This window comes from Streptantibioticus ferralitis (genome assembly GCF_029223525.1).
In the GTDB taxonomy this organism is placed as follows: domain Bacteria; phylum Actinomycetota; class Actinomycetes; order Streptomycetales; family Streptomycetaceae; genus Streptantibioticus_A; species Streptantibioticus_A ferralitis.
Window position 1 is genome coordinate 1 of sequence record NZ_JARHTQ010000032.1, and the last position, 23,770, is coordinate 23,770.

Annotated in this window: 15 protein-coding genes and 2 pseudogenes; 10 read left to right on the forward strand and 7 right to left on the reverse strand. The window is 72.3% G+C overall.

All coding sequences use genetic code 11. The features are described from left to right. Positions 1-126: 126 nt before the first annotated feature. The 3 genes and pseudogenes from P2L57_RS32570 to P2L57_RS32580 form a co-directional block, all read right to left on the reverse strand. The gene (locus P2L57_RS32570; protein WP_275820719.1) at positions 127-885 is read right to left on the reverse strand and encodes a TetR family transcriptional regulator; all 759 of its coding nucleotides are present in this window, start codon (positions 883-885) and stop codon (positions 127-129) included. Between the two features lie 754 nt (positions 886-1,639). Beyond that, a complete protein-coding gene (gene trxA / locus P2L57_RS32575) occupies positions 1,640-1,993 on the reverse strand; it encodes a thioredoxin (RefSeq protein WP_275820721.1) in 354 nt (117 codons plus the stop codon). Between the two features lie 94 nt (positions 1,994-2,087). Beyond that, a pseudogene (locus tag P2L57_RS32580) lies at positions 2,088-2,999 on the reverse strand (DNA-3-methyladenine glycosylase family protein); the annotation flags it as partial. A 211-nt stretch (positions 3,000-3,210) separates the two neighbouring features. On the opposite strand from P2L57_RS32580, the gene P2L57_RS32585 reads away from it, so the two are divergent. Next, the gene (locus tag P2L57_RS32585; protein ID WP_275820723.1) at positions 3,211-4,407 is read left to right on the forward strand and encodes a MarP family serine protease; all 1,197 of its coding nucleotides are present in this window, start codon (positions 3,211-3,213) and stop codon (positions 4,405-4,407) included. A 176-nt stretch (positions 4,408-4,583) separates the two neighbouring features. Continuing rightward, positions 4,584-5,843 carry a glycosyltransferase 87 family protein gene (locus P2L57_RS32590; RefSeq protein ID WP_275820725.1) on the forward strand — a complete coding sequence of 420 codons (1,260 nt, stop codon included), beginning with the start codon at positions 4,584-4,586 and terminating at the stop codon, positions 5,841-5,843. Between the two features lie 3 nt (positions 5,844-5,846). Here the strand turns inward: P2L57_RS32590 and P2L57_RS32595 are convergent, their stop codons facing one another. Beyond that, positions 5,847-6,572 (reverse strand): MerR family transcriptional regulator, encoded by a 726-nt coding sequence (locus P2L57_RS32595; RefSeq protein ID WP_275820836.1) that lies wholly within the window; start codon positions 6,570-6,572, stop codon positions 5,847-5,849. A gap of 393 nt (positions 6,573-6,965) precedes the next feature. Here P2L57_RS32595 and P2L57_RS32600 point away from each other — a divergent pair, with 393 nt between their 5' ends. The 6 genes from P2L57_RS32600 to P2L57_RS32625 all read left to right on the forward strand — a co-directional run bounded on the left by P2L57_RS32600 (position 6,966) and on the right by P2L57_RS32625 (position 14,499). Continuing rightward, positions 6,966-7,946 (forward strand): DUF2637 domain-containing protein, encoded by a 981-nt coding sequence (locus P2L57_RS32600; RefSeq protein ID WP_275820727.1) that lies wholly within the window; start codon positions 6,966-6,968, stop codon positions 7,944-7,946. A gap of 123 nt (positions 7,947-8,069) precedes the next feature. After that, a complete protein-coding gene (locus tag P2L57_RS32605) occupies positions 8,070-9,560 on the forward strand; it encodes a flavin-containing monooxygenase (protein ID WP_275820730.1) in 1,491 nt (496 codons plus the stop codon). Further along, positions 9,557-10,528: an alpha/beta fold hydrolase gene (locus P2L57_RS32610; protein ID WP_275820732.1), complete on the forward strand. Its 972-nt coding sequence runs from the start codon at positions 9,557-9,559 to the stop codon at positions 10,526-10,528. The genes P2L57_RS32605 and P2L57_RS32610 overlap by 4 nt, the downstream gene beginning before the upstream one ends. Continuing rightward, positions 10,525-11,421 carry an SDR family oxidoreductase gene (locus tag P2L57_RS32615; protein WP_275820734.1) on the forward strand — a complete coding sequence of 299 codons (897 nt, stop codon included), beginning with the start codon at positions 10,525-10,527 and terminating at the stop codon, positions 11,419-11,421. The genes P2L57_RS32610 and P2L57_RS32615 overlap by 4 nt, the downstream gene beginning before the upstream one ends. Before the next feature lie 269 nt (positions 11,422-11,690). After that, a complete protein-coding gene (locus tag P2L57_RS32620; protein ID WP_275820736.1) occupies positions 11,691-11,891 on the forward strand; it encodes a hypothetical protein in 201 nt (66 codons plus the stop codon). A 466-nt stretch (positions 11,892-12,357) separates the two neighbouring features. Further along, positions 12,358-14,499: an AfsR/SARP family transcriptional regulator gene (locus P2L57_RS32625; protein WP_275820738.1), complete on the forward strand. Its 2,142-nt coding sequence runs from the start codon at positions 12,358-12,360 to the stop codon at positions 14,497-14,499. 48 nt (positions 14,500-14,547) lie between these two features. On the opposite strand, the gene P2L57_RS32630 is transcribed toward P2L57_RS32625, so the two are convergent. After that, positions 14,548-18,210: a S41 family peptidase gene (locus P2L57_RS32630; protein WP_372516022.1), complete on the reverse strand. Its 3,663-nt coding sequence runs from the start codon at positions 18,208-18,210 to the stop codon at positions 14,548-14,550. 130 nt (positions 18,211-18,340) lie between these two features. On the opposite strand from P2L57_RS32630, the gene P2L57_RS32635 reads away from it, so the two are divergent. Both P2L57_RS32635 and P2L57_RS32640 read left to right on the forward strand, forming a co-directional pair. Beyond that, the gene (locus P2L57_RS32635; RefSeq protein WP_275820840.1) at positions 18,341-19,675 is read left to right on the forward strand and encodes a serine hydrolase domain-containing protein; all 1,335 of its coding nucleotides are present in this window, start codon (positions 18,341-18,343) and stop codon (positions 19,673-19,675) included. A gap of 4 nt (positions 19,676-19,679) precedes the next feature. Beyond that, positions 19,680-19,763: pseudogene (locus tag P2L57_RS32640) on the forward strand (oxidoreductase); the annotation flags it as partial. Between the two features lie 268 nt (positions 19,764-20,031). On the opposite strand, the gene P2L57_RS32645 reads toward P2L57_RS32640, so the two are convergent. Together P2L57_RS32645 and P2L57_RS32650 are read right to left on the reverse strand one after the other, a co-directional pair. After that, complete coding sequence (locus P2L57_RS32645; protein ID WP_275820741.1) at positions 20,032-21,654, reverse strand: penicillin-binding transpeptidase domain-containing protein; 1,623 nt, start codon at positions 21,652-21,654, stop codon at positions 20,032-20,034. Positions 21,655-21,802: 148 nt separating this feature from the next. Beyond that, the gene (locus tag P2L57_RS32650) at positions 21,803-23,512 is read right to left on the reverse strand and encodes a dolichyl-phosphate-mannose--protein mannosyltransferase (RefSeq protein ID WP_275820743.1); all 1,710 of its coding nucleotides are present in this window, start codon (positions 23,510-23,512) and stop codon (positions 21,803-21,805) included. Positions 23,513-23,770: the final 258 nt, after the last annotated feature.

Genomic DNA, 23,770 nt, shown 5'->3' on the forward strand with positions numbered 1-23,770 from the left:
ACACAGCGGCCGTTCTCTTGTACTTCGTGACTCGACATCTCGAAGCGTGGAGAACGGCCGCCTCCGCTGTCCCGGAAAGAACCGCAGATCAGCAGGTCGGGTGACCTGCGACGTTAAACGTCAAGCTCAGCTGGCGCGCGCGGCGCCAGCCACCTCCATCAGATCCGCCGGGCTCGACGGACCCGGCACGCTGGGCGTCAACTCCCGTACTTCCCCGAGGCGTTCCCGTTCCGGGGCGGGCCCGGTCTCCCGGTGGTGCGCCGTCTCCGGCTCCCCGGTCAGCCGTGTGACCTGCTCCGGCTGCTGCTGCGGACCGGCGAACAGCATCAGCAACTGCCAGATGCCGCTGGTGACTTCCGGGTCCCACCATGAATCGTCCTCGCGGCCCAGCGACTCCAGGCCCACGGTGACGGCGGCCAACAGGTTGGCGGTGTCCCGAGCGTCCGCGCCCTGGCGCAGCGCGCCCTCGGCGGCGTCCTTGGCGAGACGGCCGCGCAGCGTGGACAGCCAGGTCTCGCGCAGCGACTCCCCTCCCGTCACCTTGCTCACGGCGCCCTCCGACTCCAGACGCAGCCCGGCGCGCAGAACATGGTCCTCGCGCATCCGGCGTGACATGGCGGCGGTGAACCGGGCGGCGCCCGCGAGCGTTGATGACTGACCGTCGAGATGCTCGGCGGCGAGCGCGCGCACCGAGCAGCGGGCCTCGTCGGTGACCGCCGTGATCAGTTCGTCCTTGGAAGCGAAGTGGAAGTACAGAGCCCCTTTGCTTACCCCGGCCGCCCGGCTGACGTCGAGAAGACCGGTGCCTTTCATACCGCGATCGTCGATCAGCTTCGCGGCGGCGTTGATGAGGGCCTGGCGAGTTCGAGCGGCACGGACCTGCATCGGCCGGTACCCGTCCTTTCGTCGTGAGGGAGGTTACGCGTTGTCGGCAGGTCGCTACGGGGTGCTTCCTGGAGCGAACGGCACGGTGCTCCGCCGCAACGGCCTGTGTGCGGTTTCCGTGGGCATCTTGCCACTGTCTCGGGGAAAAACAAACAATACTGTCGGGTTGATTCCGCAACGCTGACGGGCGCACGCCGGAGCGCGCGCGGTGCGCTCCGATGCTGGCGAGAAGGTGATAGTCGCAGGTCAGTTGACGGATTGGGAGGTCGTTCCGGTGGGCGGCCGCGGGTCCTGCGGTGGTCGGCGGCGCCTGGCAGGATGGGGTTGCGGGCCCACAGGGGGGCGTACCGGGCGCCACAAACAGGCGGGTCGGTTTCCATATACATGGATCTCGGTGAAGTAAGCGGTTTCCATGAGTGACATCAAGGCACCGCTCGAAACGCGCCATCTGTGAGTCGCTCGCCGCGGTGGCGCGAAACGGCCGTCCGGCGGGGGCGCGTGGTGGTGCGGGAGGGCGCGGCCGGGCACAACGCGTCGGCGTACCCGGTCCGGCCGTCGGGCGGGGGCTGAGTGCCTGTCAGGATGGCGTGGCCGGGCAACGGCTGTGCGGCGCAAGTTCAGTTGGCCGGTCGGGGCGGCGCCGCGCTGCCTGGATCAGCGCGGCATCGCGCAACCGGCCGCGCGGGTAACGCCGTTGGTCACCTGAGGTCCGCTGCGGGATGCTGGGTCTGCGGTACTGCTCGGAAGGGGCCGGTCAGTCGTCCATGGAGGCGCGGACTTCGGCCATGTCCAGCTCGCGGGCCTGCGCGATGACGCTCTCCAGCGCCTCCTCGGGAAGCGCGCCCGGCTGGCCGAACACGGCGATCTTCTCGCGGATGACCATCAGCGTGGGAATCGACTGGATGTCGAAGGCGGCGGCCAGCTCCGGCTGTGCCTCGGTGTCCACCTTGCCGAAGACCAGGTCGCAGTGGCGCTCCGCCGCACCTTCGAAGACCGGGGCGAAATTCCGGCACGGCCCGCACCACGAGGCCCAGAAGTCGATGAGGACGATCTCGTTGTCGGAGACGACCTCGTTGAAGTTGTCCTTGGTGAGCTCGACCGTGCTCATACCCGCACTCCTGCCTTCCGGACGCCTCTTCGTCCCACGTGGATCACGGTCGACGATACGTGTGCGCGCCGACCTCCGCGTAGCCGTCGGCCGGTCAGCCCTCGGGGAGCCGGTTGATGGGGTGGTTCCCGGTCGCCCACAGGTACTGGACGGCATAGGCGCGCCAGGGGCGCCACGGCTCGGCATGGCGGGCCAGCGCGGCCGGGGTGCCGGGCAGCCCCAACTCCCGTGCCGCCAGCCGCACTCCGAGGTCGGTCGGGAGGAAGGCGTCCGGGTCGCCGAGCGCGCGCATCGCGATCACCTCGACCGTCCACGGCCCGAAGCCCGGGAGCGCGCCGAGCTGCTGACGCGTGCGGGCCCAGTCGCCGTCCGCGTCGAGGTCGATCTTTCCGTCGGCCAGTGCGGTCACCAGCTCGATCAGCGTCCTGCGGCGGGTCCTGGGCATCGCCAGGGCCGCCGGATCCAGCGCGGCCAGCGCCTCGGCGGAAGGGAACACATGCGTCAGCCCGCCCACCGGATCGTCGATCGGCTCACCGTGGGCGATGACCAGCCGCCCGGCGAGGGTACGGGCCGCCGCGGTCGACACCTGCTGGCCGAGCACCGCGCGCACCGCGAACTCCGGGCCGTCCACGGTCCGCGGCACCCGGCGGCCGGGGTGCCGGTCGACATGCGGTGCGAGCAGCGGGTCGCGACGCAGCAGATCGTCGATGACGGCCGGATCGGCGTCCAGGTCCAGCAGCCGGCGGCAGTGGCCGACCGCGAGCGACCGGTCCCGCGGGTCGGTGAGACGCAGCTCACAGGCCACATGGTCGGCCTGCGGCCGCAACGACACGATGCCCGGCCCGTGCGGTAGGCGCAGTGTGCGGCGGTAGGCGCCGTCCCGCCACTCCTCCACGCCCGGTACGGCGGTCGCCACCAGATGCCCGAACAGGTTGTCCGGGCACAGCGGTGCCCTGAACGGAAGCTTCAGTTTCACCGGTCCAGCCTTCCCGCTCGCCCGTGCGGTGACTGGCGGGAATCGGACGTCGTCGTCGCCGGCACCAGTGAAGTCCGTCACCGGCGCGCGAGCGCTCCCAGGCCTGGAGCCGGTGCGCCGCGTGGAGAGGGGGTGCGCGACGGCTTGCATGGTGGCGCGGAAATGCGGAGACAGCATCGCAATGCCCCCATAACGCCTCAGTGAATGGAACCGCAAGGCGTTCCGTCGCGTTTTCACCCGTATGAACCTGCTGGACCTTCTGCTCCTGCTCGCGGCCCTCGGCTACGCCGTCTCCGGCTACCGCCGGGGCCTGGTCGCGAGCTGCATCCTGCTGGCCGGGTTCCTCGGCGGCGCGGTGATCGGCGTATGGCTGCTGCCGTTCGCCCTGCGGCCGGTGGCCGCGGGCACGGCCGCCGCGGGCCTCGTCGCGCTGCTGGTGGTGCTGGTCCCGGCCGGGCTCGGGCACGCCCTGGCCGGGCGGCTGGCCTGGAAGGTGCGGCAGGGCCTGGACTGGGGTCCGGTCCGCTGGGTGGACGGCGTCGGCGGCGCGGCGGCCGGTGCCCTGGCGCTGTGCGCGGTGGCGTGGCTGATGGCGAGCGTGCTGGTGACCGCGCCGATTCCGGTGCTGAGCCAGCAGATCCGGAACTCGGCGGTGCTCGGTGCGGTGGACCGGGCCATGCCCGCGCAGACCCCGGCATGGTTCAGCCGGGCCACCGACGCGCTGTCCGGAGCGGGCTTCCCGCAGGTGTTCAACCCGTTCGAGAACGAGCCCACCACCCAGGTGCCCGCTCCCTCCGGCGACGCCGTCACCGCCTCCGCGACCGCGGCGGCGAAGCAGAGCGTGGTCAAGGTGGTGGGCGTCGCCGCCGTTGACGGCGGGGATCGCGGCCAGGAGGGCAGCGGGTTCGTCTACTCAAGCGATCACGTGATGACCAACGCCCATGTGGTCGCCGGTGTCCAGGACCCGACCGTGCAGATCGGCGGCGTGGGGCGCAAGTACGACGCGAAGGTCGTGCTGTTCGACCCGCAGGCCGATGTGGCGGTGCTCGACGTGCCGGGGCTGCCCGCGCCCGCGCTGCACTTCGTCTCGGAGGCGCACCGCGGCGGCCCCGCGGTGGTCGCCGGGTACCCCGAGGACGGCGGTCTGGATCTGCGCGCGGCCACGGTGGCAGGCCGGATCACCGCCAAGGGCCAGGACATCTACGGCGACAACACCACGACGCGCGACATCTACCAGATCCGCTCCGACGTACGGCACGGAAACTCCGGTGGACCGCTGCTCACCACCAGCGGCCGGGTCTACGGGGTGGTGTTCGCCCGCTCCACCGCTGACGCGGACACCGGGTACGCACTGACCGCGCAGCAGGTGGCCGCCGACGCTCAGCGCGCCGCGACCGCCACCGAGCCGGTCGGCACCGGAAACCGCGCCGCGCTGTGACCGCTGAGCGCGGCCGGCGGCGGGTGCCCGTACCCCTGAGGGGCGGGGATGCCTCCGTCAGGGCACGGAACGGCGTCATTGGCGCGACGTCGCGCGCAGTTCATCGTATGGTCACCTCAGCGCGGGTCGGTAACGGCAGGCTTCCCCGCGGCGGACGGCGGAGAGGCCTGAGAGCTGTGTGGCGGAGAACGACGGGCGAGGCACCCGCCTCGCGTAACACCCGCGGGACGCTGTGGGTGGTGCTGGCCTGGGCGGTGACCCGGGCGGTACTGCTGCTCGCGTTGTTCGGCGTCTGGCGCTACCCCGGCGAGGACGTACGGCCGGATGTCGCCGTCATCTACCACGGCTGGTACGAGCACCTGCTGACCGGCAGCTTCCCGGTGGGCGATGTCACCTGGCAGTACCCGCCCGCGGCGGCCGCGGCGTTCCTGGCCCCCGCCGTGCTGCCGTTCCTGTCCTACGCGTCCGCCTTCTACCTGCTGGCCTGCGCCGCCGACGCCGTCGTCTTCGCCCTGCTGCTGCGCGCCGCCCGGGCGCCCGGCGGCCGACTTGAGGGGGCGTGGCTGTGGGTCGTCGGGGTGGCGGTGCTCGGGCCGATCGCACTGGCCCGTTACGACGTGATGGCCACCGCGCTCGCGGTGGCGGCGCTGCTGGCCGTCGCCCGGCATCCGCGGGTCGCGGGGGTGCTGGCCGGGATCGGCGCGATGGTCAAGGTCTGGCCGGTGCTGGTGCTGGCCGGGGTGATGCCCGGTCGGGCCACCCGCCGGTCATGGATTTCCGCGGCCGCCACCGTGGTCGCGCTCGGCCTGGTCTTCCTGGCGTTCACCCGGGGAGCGTTCGCGTTCCTCACCGAACAGCGCGAACGCGGCATCGAGATCGAGTCGTTGGGCGCGCTGCCCTTCCACGTCGCCCGCTATCTCGGACTGTGGTCGGGGACTTCGCAGCTGCACTACGGTTCCTTCGAGTTCCTCGGCCCGTATGTGCGCACCATGAGCGAGGTCGTGCTGGCCGTCACCGTGCTCGCCTTCGGCTGGCTGGTGTGGTGGCGGCTGCGGGCCCGCGCGTTCAGCCACGCGGTGCTGTACGACGCGGCGTTCACGGCGGTGCTGGTCTTCATCACCACCAGCCGGGTGATCAGCCCGCAGTACCTGATCTGGCTGCTCGGGCTCGGCGGTCTGTGCCTGGCCCACCGGTGCACGGCGCAGCGGCTGCCCATCGTGCTGATCCTGGCCGCCTGTGCCTTCACCGTGCTGGAGTTCCCCATCGGGTTCGGGCCGGTGGTGCGCAGCAATCTGCCGGGCATCGTCGTCCTGCTGGCCAGGGACGGACTGCTGCTGGTGGCGAGTGTTTCCGCGTGCCGCCGACTGTGGCGCAGCACCGCGCCGCCGCGGATCCCGGCGGCGGCGCCGAAGCAGGCCGTACGGGTAAACGCCTGACGTTCAGGGCCGGTTCGGGTTGTGCCGGTGCAGCCAGTCGTCGAGTTCGGCGCGTACCCGCCGGTCCATGGCCATCGACAACTCGGCGTCGACCACGTTCTTCGCCAGCGGGCGCAGCCGGTCCAGCGCCTCGGCCAGTCGGGTCGCCTCGCCGGGCGGCAGTCCCTCGCAGTTCTCCGCGACCGGGTCGATGACGTGCCTGCGGATCAGCACGGTGAACAGGTCGGCCAGCGCGTCGACATGCGCCCGTACCTCGCGGCCCGCCGCCAACACGGCGGACAGCGGCACCCCTTCACGGACCAGTGCGGCGGAGGCGTCCAGCAATCGGCGGCTGGTGTGCACGATGTGCTCGCCGTCGACGGCGACGTAGCCGAGCTCGACCGCGGCGGCGAGGTTCTCCGCGGTGACCTCGGAGCCGAAGGAGTCGGCGAGTTCCCCGGGCGCCAGGCGTACCGGGGTCTCCTGCGACCAGGGCGCGGCGATGGCGTTCTCCAGGCCGAGCAGTTCGCCGACGTCGCGGCCGCTCTCCCAGGCGGCGAGCAGTTCGGCGATGCCGCCCAGGGTGTGGCCGCGCTCCAGCAAGGTGGCGATGGTGCGCAGCCGGGTCAGATGGGCCTCGGAGTACCAGACGATCCGCCCTTCCCGGCGTGGCGGCGGGAGCAGCTTGCGCTCGCGGTAGAAGCGCAGCGTTCGCACGCTGATTCCGGCCTCCTTGGCCAGCTCCGGCATCCGGTACTCGCGTCCGGCCCGCTGTGTCCCGCGTGACTCCTCCACGTCGGCCAGCTTACGACCGGCCTGCCCGCGCCCCAGGTCGTCGGCGGATGCGGTCGGGTAATCGGGCCGGTTCGGGGCAACGGGGCGGACAATTCACCCAGGTGGTCCAAATCCCTGCATACGCTTCCTCGTTGGTGGGTGCGTGACGACAGATTGCCTGCGGGGCACAGCGGCCGGTCGCCGCGACGAGAGGGTAGAGGCGTCTCTTCGCTATGGGGGATGGGGCCTGCCCGGGGCGGTGGGGTATGAGCACAGTGCCGATCTGCTGGAGACATTGTTCGGCGTGCTGGACGGGCTGCAAGGCGAGTTCGTCCGGCGCTACGGCCCCGCCGTGCCGGGCGGGCGCCCGTGAGGGGGTACCGGGGCGCCCCCGGTGACGGGTGGGACACGGCCGGTGCGCCGTACGGGACGACATACGGCACCTCGTACGACACGTACGACACCACGTACGACACGTATGACACGTACGACAGCTCGTACGGCGCGGCTTCGACCTACGGTGCGGCGTCTTCCCACGGCCCCGGCACGGCCTACGGCGCGCCCTCGACCTATCGGATGCCACTCGACGAGCCGTCCTACGAGGCGTCCTATGAGGCGTCCTTCGAGGCGCCGTACGCCGCGCCCTGCGAACCGGTCTACGAGGCGCCGCACTTCGCGCCCGAGCCGCTGGACGGACAGGACCTGGCCGACGCCGAAGTGTTCGACGGTTCCTGGGACTTCGACGCCGACCTGGCCCAACTCCTGCAGTCCGCGGCGCCGGAGCCCACCGAGGAGGAACTCGACGACGACTGCGCCGACCCGCCCCCGCCCGCCATCCCCCGGCAGCGGGGCGCCCGTCGGCGGCCGAGTCGGCTGATCCGGCTCGTTGGTCTGCTGCGGGCCATGCGCCCCAAGCAGTTTCCCTGGCTGAGGGTGCTCAGCCTCGTCATCGCCGCGGCCACGGCCGTGCTCGTCGCCATGCTGAGTGTTCTGGGAGGGGTCATCTCCTACGATCCGCTGCGCCGCCTAGCCTCCCCCGACGCCCCGCAAGGGGTGGTCGCGCTGTGGCCCCTGCTGGTCTACGGGCCGTGGATGGTCGGGTCGCTGTCGATTCTGCGAGCCGCCGTGCACCGGCGCCGCGCCGGGCACTCATGGGCCGTGGTGGTGATGTTCTCCGCCATCGCCGTGTACCTGTGCGTCGCCCACGCGCCCAGGACGGTGCTCGGCATGGCCGTCGCCGGACTGCCGCCGGTCACCGCCCTGGTCTCGTTCCACCAACTCGTCCGCCAGATCACCCTCACCAACCCGCCGCGCCATGCGCTGCCCCGGCAGCGGCACGGCCGCGGCTGAGCCGGTGATTGACGGCGCCGACCCCTACCGCTGGTAACGCCACTGCTCTACGCTCCGGACTGTGCCAGTGATTGCTGGCGCGATTGACCGTGGGTGGCGACCGGGACGGCAGGAGGCAGCGGCATGGCCGAGCGCGAGCACAAACGGGTGGCGGTGATCGGATCCGGCTTCGGCGGGCTGGGGTCGGGGGTACGGCTGCGCCGCGAGGGCGTCACCGACTTCGTCATCCTGGAGCGGGCCGACGCGGTCGGCGGCACCTGGCGGGACAACGACTATCCGGGGTGCGCCTGCGATGTGCCGTCCCATCTGTACTCGTTCTCGTTCGCGCCCAACGCGGGCTGGCCGCGCACCTTCTCCGGCCAGCCGCACATCCGCGACTACCTGGAGCGGGTCACCGACGCCTTCGGACTGCGCCCGCACCTGCGGTTCGACTCGGAGGTGCAGCAGGCCCGTTGGAACCCCGAGGCGGCGCACTGGGAGCTGCGCACGGCGAGCGGTGAGCTCACCGCCGACGTCCTGATATCCGCCGCCGGACCGCTGTCCGACCCGAAGATCCCCGACATACCCGGTCTGGCCGACTTCCCCGGCCGGGTCTTCCACTCCTCACGCTGGGACCACGACTTCGACCTCGACGGCAAGCGCGTCGCCATGGTCGGCACCGGCGCCTCCGCGATCCAGATCGTGCCCTCGATCCAGCCCCGGGCAGGCCGGCTGACCGTGGTGCAGCGCACCCCGCCGTGGGTCATGCCGCGCATGGACCGCGGTGTCAACGCCGTGGAGAAGTGGCTGCACGGCACCATCCCGGCCACCCACCAGGCGCGCCGCGGACTGCTCTGGCTGATCAGGGAGTTCCAGGTCGGCGCGTTCGTCAAACGGCCGCAGCTGATGAAGGCCACCGAGCAGATCGCCAAGTCCCATCTGCGCAGGGCGATCAAGGACCCGGCGCTACGGGCCGAGCTCACCCCCGACTACACCATCGGCTGCAAGCGCATCCTGCTCTCCAACGACTACTATCCGGCCCTGGCCCAGCCCAACACCGAGGTCGTCACCTCGGCGCTCACCGAGGTGCGCGGCTCGACGATCGTCACCGCCGACGGCACCGAGCGCGAGGTGGACGCCATCGTCTTCGGCACCGGCTTCCACGTCCAGGACATGCCGATCGGGGACCGTGTCGTCGGCGCCGACGGCCGGACGCTGGCCGAGCACTGGAAGGACGGGATGGCCGCGCTGCGCGGCATCACGGTGGACGGCTTCCCCAACCTGCTGCTGGTCATCGGGCCCAACACCGGTCTGGGCAACAGCTCGATGATCCTGATGATCGAGTCGACGCTCAACTACATCGCGGACTACCTGCGCACCCTGGACCGCACCGGCGCCGCCGCCCTCGACGCCCGGCCGCAGGCCGTGCGCTCCTGGAACGAGGCGCTTCAGCGGCGGATGGGGCGCACGGTGTGGAACAGCGGCGGCTGCACCAGTTGGTATCTCGACGCGGCGGGCCGCAACACCACCGCCTGGCCCGGCACCACCGCCGAGTTCCGGCGCGCCACGCGGCAGGTGCGGCTGGCGGAGTACGACGTGCTGCGCACCTCGGTGCCGGAGGAGGCCGGAGTATGACAACGGTGCGGAACACCTCGGTTGACGGCGGCGGTGGGCGACGGGAGGAAGGCGGCGCCTACGCGCCGCTGCCCGCCCGGCGTACCGGCTGTGCCACGTCCGCCGACGGCACTCGGCTGTACTGGGAGGAACACGGCCCGAAGGACGCCCCAGCCGTGGTGCTCAGCCACGGCTGGACCTGCTCGACGCTGTTCTGGGCGGCCGTCATCCGCGAACTGCCCGACGATCTGCGGGTGATCGCGTACGACCAGCGCGGCCACGGCCGCAGCCAGCGGCCGCGCCGCTCCGGCTACCGCACGACCGCGCTCGCCGACGACCTCACCGCCGTGCTGGAAGACGCCCTGCCGAACGGTGAACGGGCGGTGCTCGCCGGGCACTCCATGGGCGGCATGACGCTGCTGGCCGCCGCCGACCGGCCCGCGGTACGGGACCGCACCGCCGCCGCGCTGCTGTGCAGCACCGGCAGCGGGCGGCTGCTCGCCGAGACCCGGGTGCTGCCGCCGGGCATCCGCAACAAGCGGGTACGGCACTTCGTCCACCGTCGCATCCTGGTCTCCGCCGCCCCGCTCGGTCCGCAGAGCCGGGTGACGCGGTCCGCCCTCAAGTACGGCGTGCTGGGGGCCGGTTCGACCGCCGAACAGATTGCCGCCACCGCACGCCTCGTGCACGCCTGCGGTACCGCGCCGCGTGCCGGGTGGGGTCGGGTGATGGCCGGTCTCGACCTCGACGCGGGCGTGGCCGCGCTGCGCGCGCCCACCGCCGTCATCGTCGGCACCGCCGACAAGCTCACGCCTCCGGTGCACGCGCACGGCATGGCGGCGCGGCTGCCGCACTGCGTCGGGCTGACCGAGTTGCCGGGGCTCGGCCATATGACACCGATCGAGGACCCGCGGGCGGTCGCGGGTGTGATCCGCGGCCTGGCGGTCGACCATCTGAACACCTCGGGGAGCAAGGGGAATTCACAGTGAGCAGGCCCATCAGCGGACAGGTCGTGGTGATCACCGGAGCGGCGCGCGGGGTCGGCGCGCTGCTGGCCCGCAAGCTGGCCGCGCGCGGTGCGCGGGTGGCGCTGGTCGGACTGGAGCCCGCCGAACTCGCCAAGGTGGCGGGTGATCTGGGGGCGGACGGCGCGGCGTGGGAGGCGGACGTCACGGATGGCGAGGCGATGGCGCGGGTGGCGGCCGAGATCACCGGGCGCTACGGGCGGGTGGACACCGTCGTGGCCAACGCGGGCATCGCCACCGGTGCGCCGTTCCTCGACGCGGATCCGGTGACCTTCGACCGGGTCATCGAGGTGAACCTGCTGGGCAGCGTCGCGACCGCCCGTGCCTTCATGCCCGCGTTGGTGGCCGCACGCGGCTACTACCTGCAGATAGCGTCGCTCGCGGCGCTGGCCCCGGCGCCGATGATGGCCGCGTACTGCGCGAGCAAGGCGGGCGTTGAGGCATTCGCGCACAGTCTGCGTGCCGAAGTCGGCCACCAGGGCGTCAAGGTGGGCGTCGGCTATCTGAGTTGGACGGACACCGACATGGTGCGCGGTGCCGATCAGGACGCCGTACTGCGGGAGTTGCGCGCCGGGCTGCCGTGGCCGCTGAACCGCACCTATCCGCTGGGACCCGCGGTGGACCGGATCGCGGCCGGTGTGGAGCGGCGTGCACCGCATGTGTATGCCCAGTGGTGGCTGCGCGGCATGCAGGCGGTGCGCGGCTGTCTGCCGTCGGTGGTGGGCCTGGTGGGGCAGCGTGAGATGCGGCGGGCCGAGCCCCGGCTGCGGGCGACGGCGGCGGACCGGCGGGGCCTGGTCGGTGCCGGTGGCCAGGCCGACGAGGCGATCCGCGAGGTCTTCCGCGCGGATCCGTGAACTGGAGCCGGTCCGGGGCGGCCTGACCGGATCGCGGCCGGTGCGGACCGCCGGTCCGCGCCGCGGGACGCTGCCCGGCACGGCGGCGACGATCTTCCGCCGTGAACAATTGGTAAACCATTCACGAAGCGCTTGCCAATCAACGGAAAAATCTCTGCGGGCGGTGATGTGTCCGGGAGGTTACACGTGGTGACGTTCCGAGATGCGGGGTGCTGGAGGGCGTGTTTCGCTGAAGGGGGGCCGTTCTCCCGCACGCGCTAGGAGCGATCATGGGCATACGCGACCAGTTCCATGACAAGGCCGCCAATATGGCCCGCAAGCACCTCAAACGCCGGGGCCAGGACCAGGATCCGTCGCTGGAGGACACGCTGGACCTGGGGCGCAGCCCCGCGCGCGGCTCCCGCGAGCCGGACGACGGGTACCCGGAGCAGGAGATACCCGACGACCTGCAGGACCGGTTCGACAACTGACCCGCCTTGCCGGGGCGGACATAACGGAGAAGGGCGCGTCCCCCCACGGGCGCGCCCTTCCCCCTTTCTGATTCCGCCCTGCCGGAATCAGCCGGATCGTCGGGCCGGCGGCCGCTGGCCCGGCGTTAGTAGCGAGACGGTGTGCCGCCACACGACCGCACGCGATCGCTGACGCGGGTAGGGCGACCGCGTGCGGGGCTCGTGGCTGACACTCCGTCATATCCCGTAACGGCCGGGAGGCTTGGCCCCTACGGGAATCCGGCGACACGCACTCTGCCGCACGGCCATGACGCCCCGCTGACTGCTGGCTGACGCGACCCTGACACGCTCCGTAGTCGCCGGACAGGGTCAGGGGCGTGTCCCGATCCGGGTCGACACCATGCTTGGCGGAAAAGACGAGGTTTTCACGGCATCCCCACAAGGCAGGATGGTGCCGGATGGCTGACCTCATCCGGTGGGGACTCATATGACAACAGAAGCTGTGTACTTCGGCCTGCTCGGGCCGCTGGACATTCGGTGTGCCGCGCGGCAGATCCCGCTCGGGGCCGGGCGCCAGCGATCCGTGCTGGCGTTGATGCTCCTGCAGACCAATCAGGAGGTGACCGTTGAGAGTTTAATCAAGCGACTCTGGGACGGGGAACCCCCTGGCGGCGCCCGCAACGCCGTGCAGGCCTATGTCGCGCGGCTGCGCCGGACGTTGCGCGAGGCCACCGGTACCGACCATCTCATCCGCAGCGGACCCGGCGGATACGCGCTCACCGTTCCCGATGACACCGTCGACCTGACCCGGTTCCGCTCCCGTACGGCGGTGGCGGAGCGCTGCCTGGCGCGCGGTGAACTCGGCCTGGCGGCCCGCAACTTCACCGAGTCGCTGAGCCTGTGGCGGGGTGCGGCATTGCAGGATGTGCCGTGCGAGACGCTGCAGCGGGACGAGGCGCCCGCGTTGGAGGACGAGCGCTTACACGTCGTGGAGCGGCTGTGCGACCTGGACCTGATGCAGGGCGCCGCGGCCAACGCCCTGTCGGTGCTGCGTGGTGTGGTGGCCGAGCGGCCGCTGCGCGAGCGGCCCTGGTGCCAGCTGATCACCGCCCTGTGCCAGTGCGGACGCCGGGCCGAGGCGCTCACCGCGTACCACGACATCGCCCAACTCCTCTACGCCGAACTGGGCGTTGAGCCGGGACCCGATCTGCGTACCGTGCACCAGTGCCTGCTCGACGACGTGGACATCGAGTGGCCGCCGGCGCGCGATCGAATACCCCAGGCCCGCCCCGCCGCACAGGCGCCGTGGGCCGAGCCGCGGCAGCTTCCCTGCGGACCGGCGGAACTGGCGGGCCGCGAGGCCGCCGAGGAACAGGCCGTCCGGCTGCTCGGCACCCCCACGGCGGCCGGGACCGTCCCCGTCGTGGTGCTCACCGGCGCACCCGGCTGCGGCAAGACCGCGCTGGCGGTACGGGTCGCGCACCGTCTCGCCGCCCGGTTCCCCGACGGGCAGATGTTCCTGCCGCTCGCCGCACCGGACGGCGCGCCGCGCGACGCGGACGATCTGCTGGCCGACGCCCTGCACGCGACCGGGCTGACCGCCACCGGGGACGGTCAGGGCTGTGTGCCGCCCGGGGCGATGGCCCGCTCATCGCTGCTACGGGCCCGGCTCGCCGGGCGCCGGGTGCTGCTGGTGCTCGACAACGCCGGCGACCCGGCGCAGGTCACGCCGCTGCTACCGGGCGAGCTCGGATGCGCGGTGCTGGTCACCGCACGGACCGAACTGCCCGAGCTGACGGCCTTCCACGGCGCCCATCGGATGCCGCTCGACTGCCTGGAACCGGGTGCCTCGCTCGACCTGCTGGCCCGCATCGTCGGCCGTGACCGCGTCGCCACCGAGTCCGAGGCGGCGGCCGAACTCGCCGCGGAGTGCGGCCATCTGCCGCTCGCCCTGTGCACCGCCGCGGCCAATCTGGCGAGCCACCGCTTCTCCTCCTTCCGCGCCTACGCCAACCGGCTGCGCACCGGTGACCGGCTCACCCTGCTCTCGCTGGGCGGCGGCGCCGGCGGACCGGCGGACGGCGGGGGCTGTGCGGTACGTACCGCCTTCGAGCACTCCTACCGGGCCCTGCCCGTCCCCGCCCGTCGGCTGTTCCGGCTGCTGGGGGCCGCCCACCTGCCGGAGACCGGCACCGAGGCGGTGGCCGCGCTCGCCGATCTGCCGGTGGAGGAGGCCGCCGGGTACGTCCAGCGGCTGGCCGCCGCCCATCTGGTCACCGAGACCGCCCGCGGACGGCTGCGGCTGCCAGGACTGCTGCGTGACTACGCGGCGGAACGCGCCCGCGCCGAGGACGACCCCGAGCAGCTGCGGGCCGCCCGCGCCCGCCTGGTGTGCTGGTACGCGTCGCGCACCGCCGCCGCCGTACGCGCCTGCCTGGCCGTGCCCAAGCGGACCTCCGCCGCCTTCACCGGATCGCGGCAGGCGGGCGAGTGGCTGGAGTCGGAGGCGGCGAACCTTGCCGCGCTGTCGCGGTGGACGGACGGCCACGGACCGCAGGACGCCGCCGTGCTGTTCCCCGAAGGCGCCCGGTGGCGATCCCCGGGAGCCGGGTCGGACGGCGCGGCGTGAGCGGCTCCGGGGAGCGCCCCGCAACCGGCGGGGCCCGGGGACGGGGAACTACCGCGGCGGCAGCGGTGGACGACTGCGGTTGGGACGGTCGGAAAGGTCCGGTGGCGTGCCCGCCGGATGCCGTTCCAGCAGGTCGAGCGCGGTGCGTACCGCCACCGCGAGCTGCGAGGGGCGGCCCTCGGCCCAGTCCAGCGGAGTACGCAGCGCCTCGATGTCCGGTGCCACGCCCTCGTTCTCGACCCGCCAGCCGTACTCCTCGAACCAGGCGGCGTTCATCGGCACGGTGATCACCGTGCCGTCGATCAGCCGGTGGCGGCCGGTCATTCCCACCACCCCGCCCCAGGTGCGGGTGCCGACCACCGGTCCGAGGCCGAGCAGCCGGAAGGCTGCGGTGATCATGTCGCCGTCGGACGCGGTCGCCTCGTCGGCGAGTGCGACGATCGGCCCGCGCGGGGCGTTGCTGGTGTAGCTCACCGGTTGGGCGTTGCGGGTCAGGTCCCAGCCGAGGATGGTACGGGTCAGCTTCTCGATGACCAACTCGCTGATGTTGCCACCCGCGTTGCCCCGGACGTCCACGATCAGCGCGGGCCGGGAGACCTCCATCCGCAGGTCGCGGTTGAACTGCGCCCAGCCGGAACCGCCCATGTCCGGGATGTGCAGATAGCCGCACCGGCCGTCGCTCAACCCGCGTACCACCGCCCGGCGTTTGGCGACCCAGTCCTGGTAGCGCAGCGGCCGCTCGTCGACCAGCGGCGCCACCGCGACCCGGCGCGGCGGGCCGGTGAACCCCTTCGGCGGCGCGAACGTCAACTCGACGGTGGTCCCGCCCGCCCCCGCCAGCAGCGGGTACGGTCCGGCCACCGGGTCCACCGGGCGGCCGTCGACATGGGTCAGCACCGCGCCCTCCCGGATCCCGGTACCGGCCAGCGGCGAACGCGCCTTGGAGTCCGAGGACTCACCCGGCAGGATCCGCCGCAGCGACCACGAACCGTCCTTGTCATGCTGGAAGTTGACACCCAGCAGCCCCATCGGCCGCTGGTAGTGCGGCGGCCCCTCGTTGCGCCGGGCGGCGGTGCAGTACGCGTGCGAGGTGCCCAGCTCGCCGAGGACCTCGCGCAGCAGGTCGGCGAACTCCTCGGGAGACGCGACCCGTTCGACCAGCGGCCGGTACTGGGCGAGCACCCCTGGCCAGTCGATCCCGCACATGTCGGGCGCCCAGAAGTAGTCCCGGATGATCCGCCCGGCCTCCTCGTAACCCTGCCGCCACTCGGCCGCCGGGTCGACCTCGTGCAGGATCCGGCGCATGTCCAGCAGGACCGTCGAGTCGTCGTCGCCGCGCTCGTACGCCGGCACGACGGCCAGATCCCCGTCGTCGTACACCACCAGACGGCGGCCGTCGCCACTGACCGCGTACCAGTCCATGTGGCGCAGCAGCTCGGTGCGCCGCGACTTGAACAGGTCGAAGTACTCCAACGTCGGCCGGGGGGACGGATCCGCCGGGTTGGCGAACGTCTCGCCGAGCGCCCCGGAGATCGGCCAGCGCAGCCAGACCAGCCCACCGCGCACCGGCGAGAGCGCCGAGTACTTCGAGGCCGCGACCGGGAACGGCGTCACCCGGTTCGGCAGCCCCTCCGCCTCCACCACGACCGGCCCCTCGCTGCCGTTGACCGTGTCGAGGCCGCCGGTGATCGGCCGCCCCTCGACGGGCAGCGCGAACGGTGACGGCGTCGCGGAGTTGAGCGGGACGAGATAGGGGCGGCAGCCCAGCGGGAAGGACAGGTCACCGGTGTGCACGTCGTAGACCGGGTCGAAGCCGCGCCAGGACAGGAACGCGAGATAGCGGCCGTCGCGGGTGAACACCGGGCGTTCGTCCTCGAAGCGGCCGTTGGTGACGTCGATGACGGTGCGGTCCGCCAGCTTCGCGATCTTGATCAGCCGCAGCGAACGTCCGATTCCGGGATGCGACCAGGTCAGCCAGGCCGAGTCCGGCGAGAAGGCGAGATCGCGCACCGGCCCGTTGTCCGAGCGGACCAGCTCGATCACGGTCCCCGCCGGGGCGGTACGCCGCGGCTCCTCGGACGGCAGCGTGTCGTCCAGGTCCGTGCTGGTGCGCAGCGGCTCGCCTTCGCCGGTCGCCACCAGCAGCAGCCGCCCGTCGTTCGACGCGACGGCGAGCGTCGTGCCGTCCGGCGAGGCCACCAGCTCGTGCACCCGCCCCAACTTCCCCTGCGCGAGCCGCCGTCCACCCGCCTCGACGGGCGACCACCCGGGATGCTCGGCGACCGCGCTGCCCGCCGCGTCGTCACCGGGCAGCGTCGGGTCGTCCACGGCACCAGGCGCCCGGCCGGGCCCGCTGGCACCGGCGTCGGGCCTTCTGGCGCCGCGCGCGCCGGTCCGGGACGCCGCGCCCGCCCCCGCGTCGGGCGCGGCGTCGTCTGCCCCGGGACCGGTCCTCATGGCACCCGGGAATCCAGAACCCGCCGCACGGCTGCCCGCGCCGAGGGGCTCCCCCGTTGGCATGTCGTCCCGCGGGGCGGAATCGTCGTCGGGGGAGGGCTCCACACGGGACGGAACCGTGCCGGTGATCCCGGTGACCGCGGCGGGGAAGCGGGCCGCGCGGCCCGGCAGCTCGACGACTTCGATGCCGTCCTCGCCGCCCGCGTCCGAGACGAACGCGACGCGACCGGTGTCGCCCAGCATCTCCGGCAGCCGCACCCGGGCGCCCGGCCGGTCGAAGATGGTGCGCGCCGGGCCGTCGCGGTGGGTGAGCCAGTACAGGCTGCCGCGTACGCACACCGCGCTCGCCCGACCGGTGGTGTCGCACGCCAGGCCGGTCAGATTGGCGGCGGCCGGGACCTGGTAGGGGCGGCGGCCGTTGCGGGCCCCACCGAGCCGCACTTCGAGGCAGCGCGGCACCCCGGCCGTATCGAGGTCCTCCGCGAGCCACAGCCTGCCCGCGCACTGGTACACCACACGCTGGCCGTCGCTCGACGCGTTGCGGGCGTAGAACTCCGCGTGATCGGTGTGCCGCCGCAGGTCGGAGCCGTCCGGCAGACAGGAGTACAGGTTCCCGATGCCCTCGTGGTCGGAGAGGAAGGCGATCCGCCCGGCGACGAACATCGGGCAGTCCAGATGTCCGCGCAGATCCTCCAGCAGCCGTGTGCCCTGCAACCACAGCCGTCCGGTCGCCCCTCCCCGGTACCGCTTCCAGGACGCGGGCTCATGCGGTGGCGTGGCGTTCAGGATCAGGGTGAGGTGGTCGCCGTCGACGTCGGAGACCGCGATGTCGGAGACCTGCCCCCAGGGCAGCCGCTTGCCGGGCGAGCCGTCCGGCGTGATCGCGTACGCCCACGAGAAGTGCGAGAACGGCTGCCCGTGCGAGGAGACGGCCAGGATGCGCCCGTCGGGCGTCCAGGAGCAGACCCGGGCGTCCGGGCTGCCCCAGTAAGTGAGGCGGGTCGCCGGTCCGCCGCCCACCGGCACCACATGCACCTCGGGGTCCAGGCTGCGCCAGGTGGTGAACGCGATGGAGTCGCCGTCCGGCGAGAAGCGGGGCGGCCCGAGCCGGGTGCGGTCAGCGGTGATCCGCCAGGCCCGTTCCGGCACGGTCCCGGCCGCGACCAGCGGTGCGACCCACAGATCGTCCTCGGCGACGAAGCACAGCAGGTCGCCGTTCAGATGCGGAAACCTGAGATATGTGTCGTCCATCACGACTGTCACGACTTCCATGGTTCTGGGATGGATTGCGGAGGGCAACTTTTGGCGGCGAGACCGGGCCGTGCACCATTGGGGGGACGGTCTGACAGAAGCACGGCCGGGGCAGGAGCGGGAGCGGGCAGTGGTGGAGGTCCACGGGACGGTGGCGGACGGCTTCGAGCCGGTCCGGGAGGCGTTCCGACAGGGGTTTGAGCAGCGCGGGGAGCGGGGGGCGGCGGTAGCCGTGCACCAGGACGGCCGCCTGGTCGTCGACCTGTGGGCCGGTGCCGCACGGGCCGACCAGCCCGAGGGCCCGCGCTGGGAGCGGGACACCGCGCAGATCATCCGGTCCGCGGGAAAGGGCCCGGCCGCCGCCTGCCTGCTTCTGCTGCACCAGCGCGGCCAGCTCGACCTGGACGCGCCGGTCGGCACCTACTGGCCGGAGTTCAAGGCGGCGGGCAAGGAACGCGCCCTCGTGCGCCATCTGCTCACCCACCGCGTCGGTGTGCCCGCCCTGGACACCCCGCTCACCGTCGCCCAGGCCCTGGACGGGGTCAGCGGGCCGCGCGCGGTCGCCGCGCAGCGCCCGCAGTGGCAGCCGGGCACCGACCACGGCTACCACGCGCAGACGTTCAGCTGGCTGCTGGGCGAACTGGTGCTACGGGCCACCGGCCGCACCCTCGGCCAGTGGTTCGCCCAGGAGGTCGCCGGCCCGCTCGGCCTGGACCTGTGGTTCGGCCTGCCGCCGGATCGCACCGCACGGGTCGGCCGGGTCGCCGCCGTGGAACCACCGCCGGTACCCGCCGTGGCGGGCCTGCGCACCCGGCCCAAACGATCGGTCACCGAGGCGTACGCCGACCCCGAGTCGCTGACCCGGCGCGCCTTCGAGGCGATACTCCCGCCCGTCTCCCACCACCACCCTCAGCGGGGGCGCTCCGCGCCGCAGTTCCCTCTGCCCGTCTCCCACCACCACCCTCAGGAGGGGCGCTCCGCGGCGCAGTTCCCTCCGCCCGTCGCCCACCACGACCCTCAGCCGGGGCGCTTCGCGGCGCAGTTCCCGATGTCGGTCGACGAGAACGACCCCGCCTACCAGGCCGGCGAGTTGGCGGCCTCCAACGCCATCGCCACCGCCCGCTCCCTCTCCCGCTGCTACGCGGCGCTCACCACCGGCGTCGACGGCGCCCAGCCGCTGTTCACCCCGGCGACGCTCACCGCCGCCCGCAGCCGGGAGTCCGACGGCCCCGACCGGGTGCTGGTGGTCAACACCCGGTTCGGTCACGGCTTCATGCTGCACGGTCCGTCCTGCCCGCTGCTCGCCCCCGGCTCCTTCGGTCACCCCGGCCGGGGCGGCTCGCTCGGCTTCGCCGACCCCGAAGCGGGCATCGGCTTCGGCTACGTCACCAACGGACTGCAGAAGTCCGTGACCGCCGATCCGCGCGCACAGGCTCTGGTCCGCGCCGTGAGGTCCTGCCTACGCTGAGCGCATGACGCGATACGCCGGGTACGGGGTGCTGGTCACCGGCGCCGGACAGGGCATCGGCGAGGCCGTCGCACGTCGCTTCGCGGCCGGGTGCCGGGGGCTTCGCCCCGGGCACCTTGTTCGGGGGCTGCGTCCCCGAGCCCCCGAGCTGACCGGGAGTTCGCGCCGGACCTGAGTAGCCGCTGGGAGATTGTCGATCTGCGGTCAGGCTTCGTCCTCGGGCTTGGGATCGCTCGCTGGGGGGCCGCGCCTCCAACGTCCCATCAGCTCTGGGGCTTTGCCTGGGGGCCGGGCGGTCGTCCGGGGGCGAAGTCCCCGAACGCCCCTGTTCCGGGGCTTCGCCCCCGAAGCCCCGGTCAGTTCGCGGAAAGCAGGGCCGCGACGATCTTTCCGGCGAACTTGTAGCCCTCGCCGGTGTTCGGGACGACCGCGGCCGCTGCGACGTCGTCGCGGTAGGCGAGGAACCAGCTGTTGGGCTTGGTCTGGCCGTCCACCTCCGCCGTGCCGGTCTTGGCGCCCACGTCGCCGCTCAGCGTGCCCACGGTCGGCGCGGCGGTGCCCTGGCGCGCCGTGAGCACCATCATCGAGCGCAGATCCGCGTCGACCGACGAGGGCAACTGCTGCGGAGCCTGTGCGATCTGCCGGTTGTCGACCGAGACCGGGACGATCACCGGCTGGTGGAAGACCCCGGACCTGGCGGTGGCCGCGACCGACGCCATGTCCAGCGGGTTCACCTGCACCTGGCCCTGACCGATCATGGTCATCGCCTTCTCCGACCCGCTGCCCACCGGAACCTTCCCGTCCCAGGACGGCACACCGGTCGACCAGCTGAGGCCGAGGCCGAACACGTCATGTGCCTCGTTCTCCACCGCGCCGTCGGGCAGCACGTTCGCCGTGGAGATGAACGCGGTGTTGCAGGAGGCCGCGAAGTCCTGGGCGAGCGTGGCCCTGTCGATCTGCATGCCCTCCACGTTGTGGAAGCTGCGCCCGCCGTAGGAGATGGTCTTCGGGCAGTCAAGCGGCGTACCGGGGGTGACCTTGCCGGTCGTCAGCAGGGTGGACGCGGTGATCACCTTGAAGGTGGAGCCGGGCGCGTAGGTGCCCATCATCGCCTTGTTGTAGCCGCCCGCCGGGTTGTCGGCGACGGCGAGCACGCCGCCGGTACTCGGCTGGATCGCGACCACCGCGGCGTCCGGGCCCTGTGTCGTGACCGCCTTCTCCGCCTGTGCCTGCAGGTTGGCGTCGATGGTGGTGCGCAGCGGCTTGCCCGGCTTGCCCTGGGAGAGCGGGTGCAGCGAGTCGCCCGCCTTGCCGTCGGCGCCCTTGACCCGGATGTCCATGCCCGGCGTGCCCTGCAGCGTGTTGCCGTACTTGGCCTGCAGCTCGGTGAGGATCCCGGCCAGCGACGGGTACTTGGCGGCGGTCAGCACCTGGCCGTTGCGGTCGACGGCGGTGACCGGGGGCGGGGTGCTGGACGGCGCGGCCTCCAGCGTCTGCCCGGCGGCCAGTTTGGGGTGGAGCACCGCGGGAGTCCACTTGACCACCGGTTTGCCCGAAGGGTCCCGCACCACGGTCAGCGCCGAGTCGTAGTCCCACGTGGAGTCCTGCCCGTCGTACGAGACACCGGCCCGTACCGAGAACGGGACGCGCGCGCCGGTCGCGGGCTTGTCCGTCAGCGTCAACCGGCTGACGTGCAGATCACTTCGATAGGAGGTCAGTTCGGCGGTCGCCTGAGATCCGTTGTCCGTCAGCGCGGCGGCCTTGGCGACATCGCCGGACGCCCATGCGGTGAGGAAGTCATGTGCGGCGGTGCGTACTTCGGCCGCGGACGGGGGAGGGGTCACCTTCGGGGCGGGCACGGCGTCGGCGGCCGGCTTGCTCGACACGCTCCGGTACAGGTCATATCCACCGAAGCCGGCAGCCGCGACCACCACGGCGACCGCACCACCGATCACGACGCCCTTGGTCGCTCGCTGCATGTGTCCCTCCCCAACTCATCGCCTCCGCACCGACCGTCGAGGAGCGTGACGCGGGGGCACTCTATGGCACAGATGTGTCCAAGGGGTCAAGATTCCACAACTGGACGCAATCACTGCGTCATGCTCGGGCCGAAACCCGCCAGATCCATCAGATCCAGGTATCCAGCCACATCCGGGCCCGCCAGGCGTCCATCGGGATCGTCATACCGGTGTAGACCGGGAAGAAGTAGATGAAGTTCCAGACGATCAGCAGGACGAGCGTGCCCGCGCCCACCGCGCCCCACATCCGCCGTCGTTCGGTCGCACCGGCCGGGCCCAGCATCGCGCCCACCATCATGGCGACCGCCAGGCACAGGAACGGTACGAACACCACCGCGTAGAACAGGAAGATGGTCCGTTCCTGGTAGTTGAACCACGGCAGGTATCCCGCCGCGACCCCGCACAGGATCGCACCGGCCCGCCAGTCGCGCCGCAACGCCCAGCGGAACAGCAGGAAGAGCAGCGCCAAGCAAGCCGCCCACCACAGCAGCGGAGTGCCCAGCGCCAGTACCTCACGGGCACAGCCGCCGGGGGCCGTACAACCGCTCTGCCCGCGCTTGGGCGACTCGTAGAAGTACGACACCGGGCGGCCCAGCACCAGCCAACTCCACGGGTTGGACTGGTAGGTGTGCGGCTGGGTCAGATGGATGTTGAAGTCGTACACCTGGTGCTGGTAATGCCACAGGGAGCGCAGTGGAGCCGGGATCCACGACCAGGTGCCGCCGCGGCCGTCCGCCCAGTGCCGGAAGTAGCCGTTGTCCGTGGCGAACCAGCCGCTCCACGAGGCGAGATAGGTGGCCAGGGCCACCGGCACCAAGGACAGGAACGCCGGGCTCGCGTCGCGCCGCAGCATCGCCCGGAACGGGTGCGGGGCACCCGCCGCCCGGCGCGCACCGGCGTCCCACAGCACCGCCATGATCCCGAACGCCGCCAGATACGGCGCGCCGTTCCACTTCGTGGCGCAGGCCAGGCCCAGCAGTACGCCCGCCGCGATCCGCCACGGCCGCCAGCCGAGCCGGGTGCCGGCCGCGGCCCGCGCGTCCGGGCGGCCGTCCTCCGGCAGTGCGGCCGCCAACCGGGCCCGCGAGGCGTCCCGGTCGATCAGCAGCGCGCCGAACGCCGCCAGCACCCAGAACATCACGATCAGGTCGAGCAGCGAGGTGCGGCTCATCACGAACTGCAGCCCGTCCACCGCCATCAGGCCACCGGCCAGGCAGCCCAGGGCGGTCGACCGGAGTAGCCGCCGCCCGATCCGGCAGAGCATGAACACGGCCAGCGTCCCCAGCACCGCCACCGAGAAGCGCCAGCCGAACGGGGTCAGCCCGAAGAGCCACTCGCCGAGCGCGATCACCCACTTGCCCATGGGCGGGTGCACCACGTACGACGGGTCGACGCCCAGCGGAATGCGCTGTGGGTGGCCGAGGATCAGCTGGTTGGCGTTGTCGGGCCAGGCGCCCTCATAGCCGTGCTGGAGAAGCGCCCACGCGTCCTTGGCGTAGTACGTCTCGTCGAATATCACCGCACGCGGGCTGCCGAGGTGCCAGAAGCGGAGCGCTCCCGCCAGCAGCGCGACGAGCAGCGGTCCGGCCCAGCCGGACCAACGGGCCAGCCGGTCCGCTACCGCGGGGGTGAGCCCGACGGCCTGCCAGACCCTGGTCCGCGGTGCGGGGAAAGGGGCGATCAGGCGTTCGCGGGCGGTCCGCTGCCCGGCCCCGGCGTAGCCGAACCGGCGCAGGCGCTGCGCCCACGGGTTCGGTGCCTCGGGCGCGGGAGTCGCCCCCGCGGGAGGTGCGGCGTCAGTCGCGGTGTCACTGCTCACCGAGCCATCGTAGGGAACCGTTCCGCTCACGCTGGTGTCGCCGTTCGGGGAAATCGCCGTCCCGCCCGCCCCTTACCGGGACCTTTCGGGCGCCGGGGAGCTCGCCCGGCGTCGGGGCGATTGCCCGCCCGTCCACCCGTAACCGCCGGTCTTCGCGTGCCCTCGCGCCTGGTCGGCTTGGCTGCGCCGGGTTTCCGCGCTGCGGATGTGTTCGGAGGGATGGCCCGCCCTCCGCCGGTTGCCGCTGCCTTCGGGGTC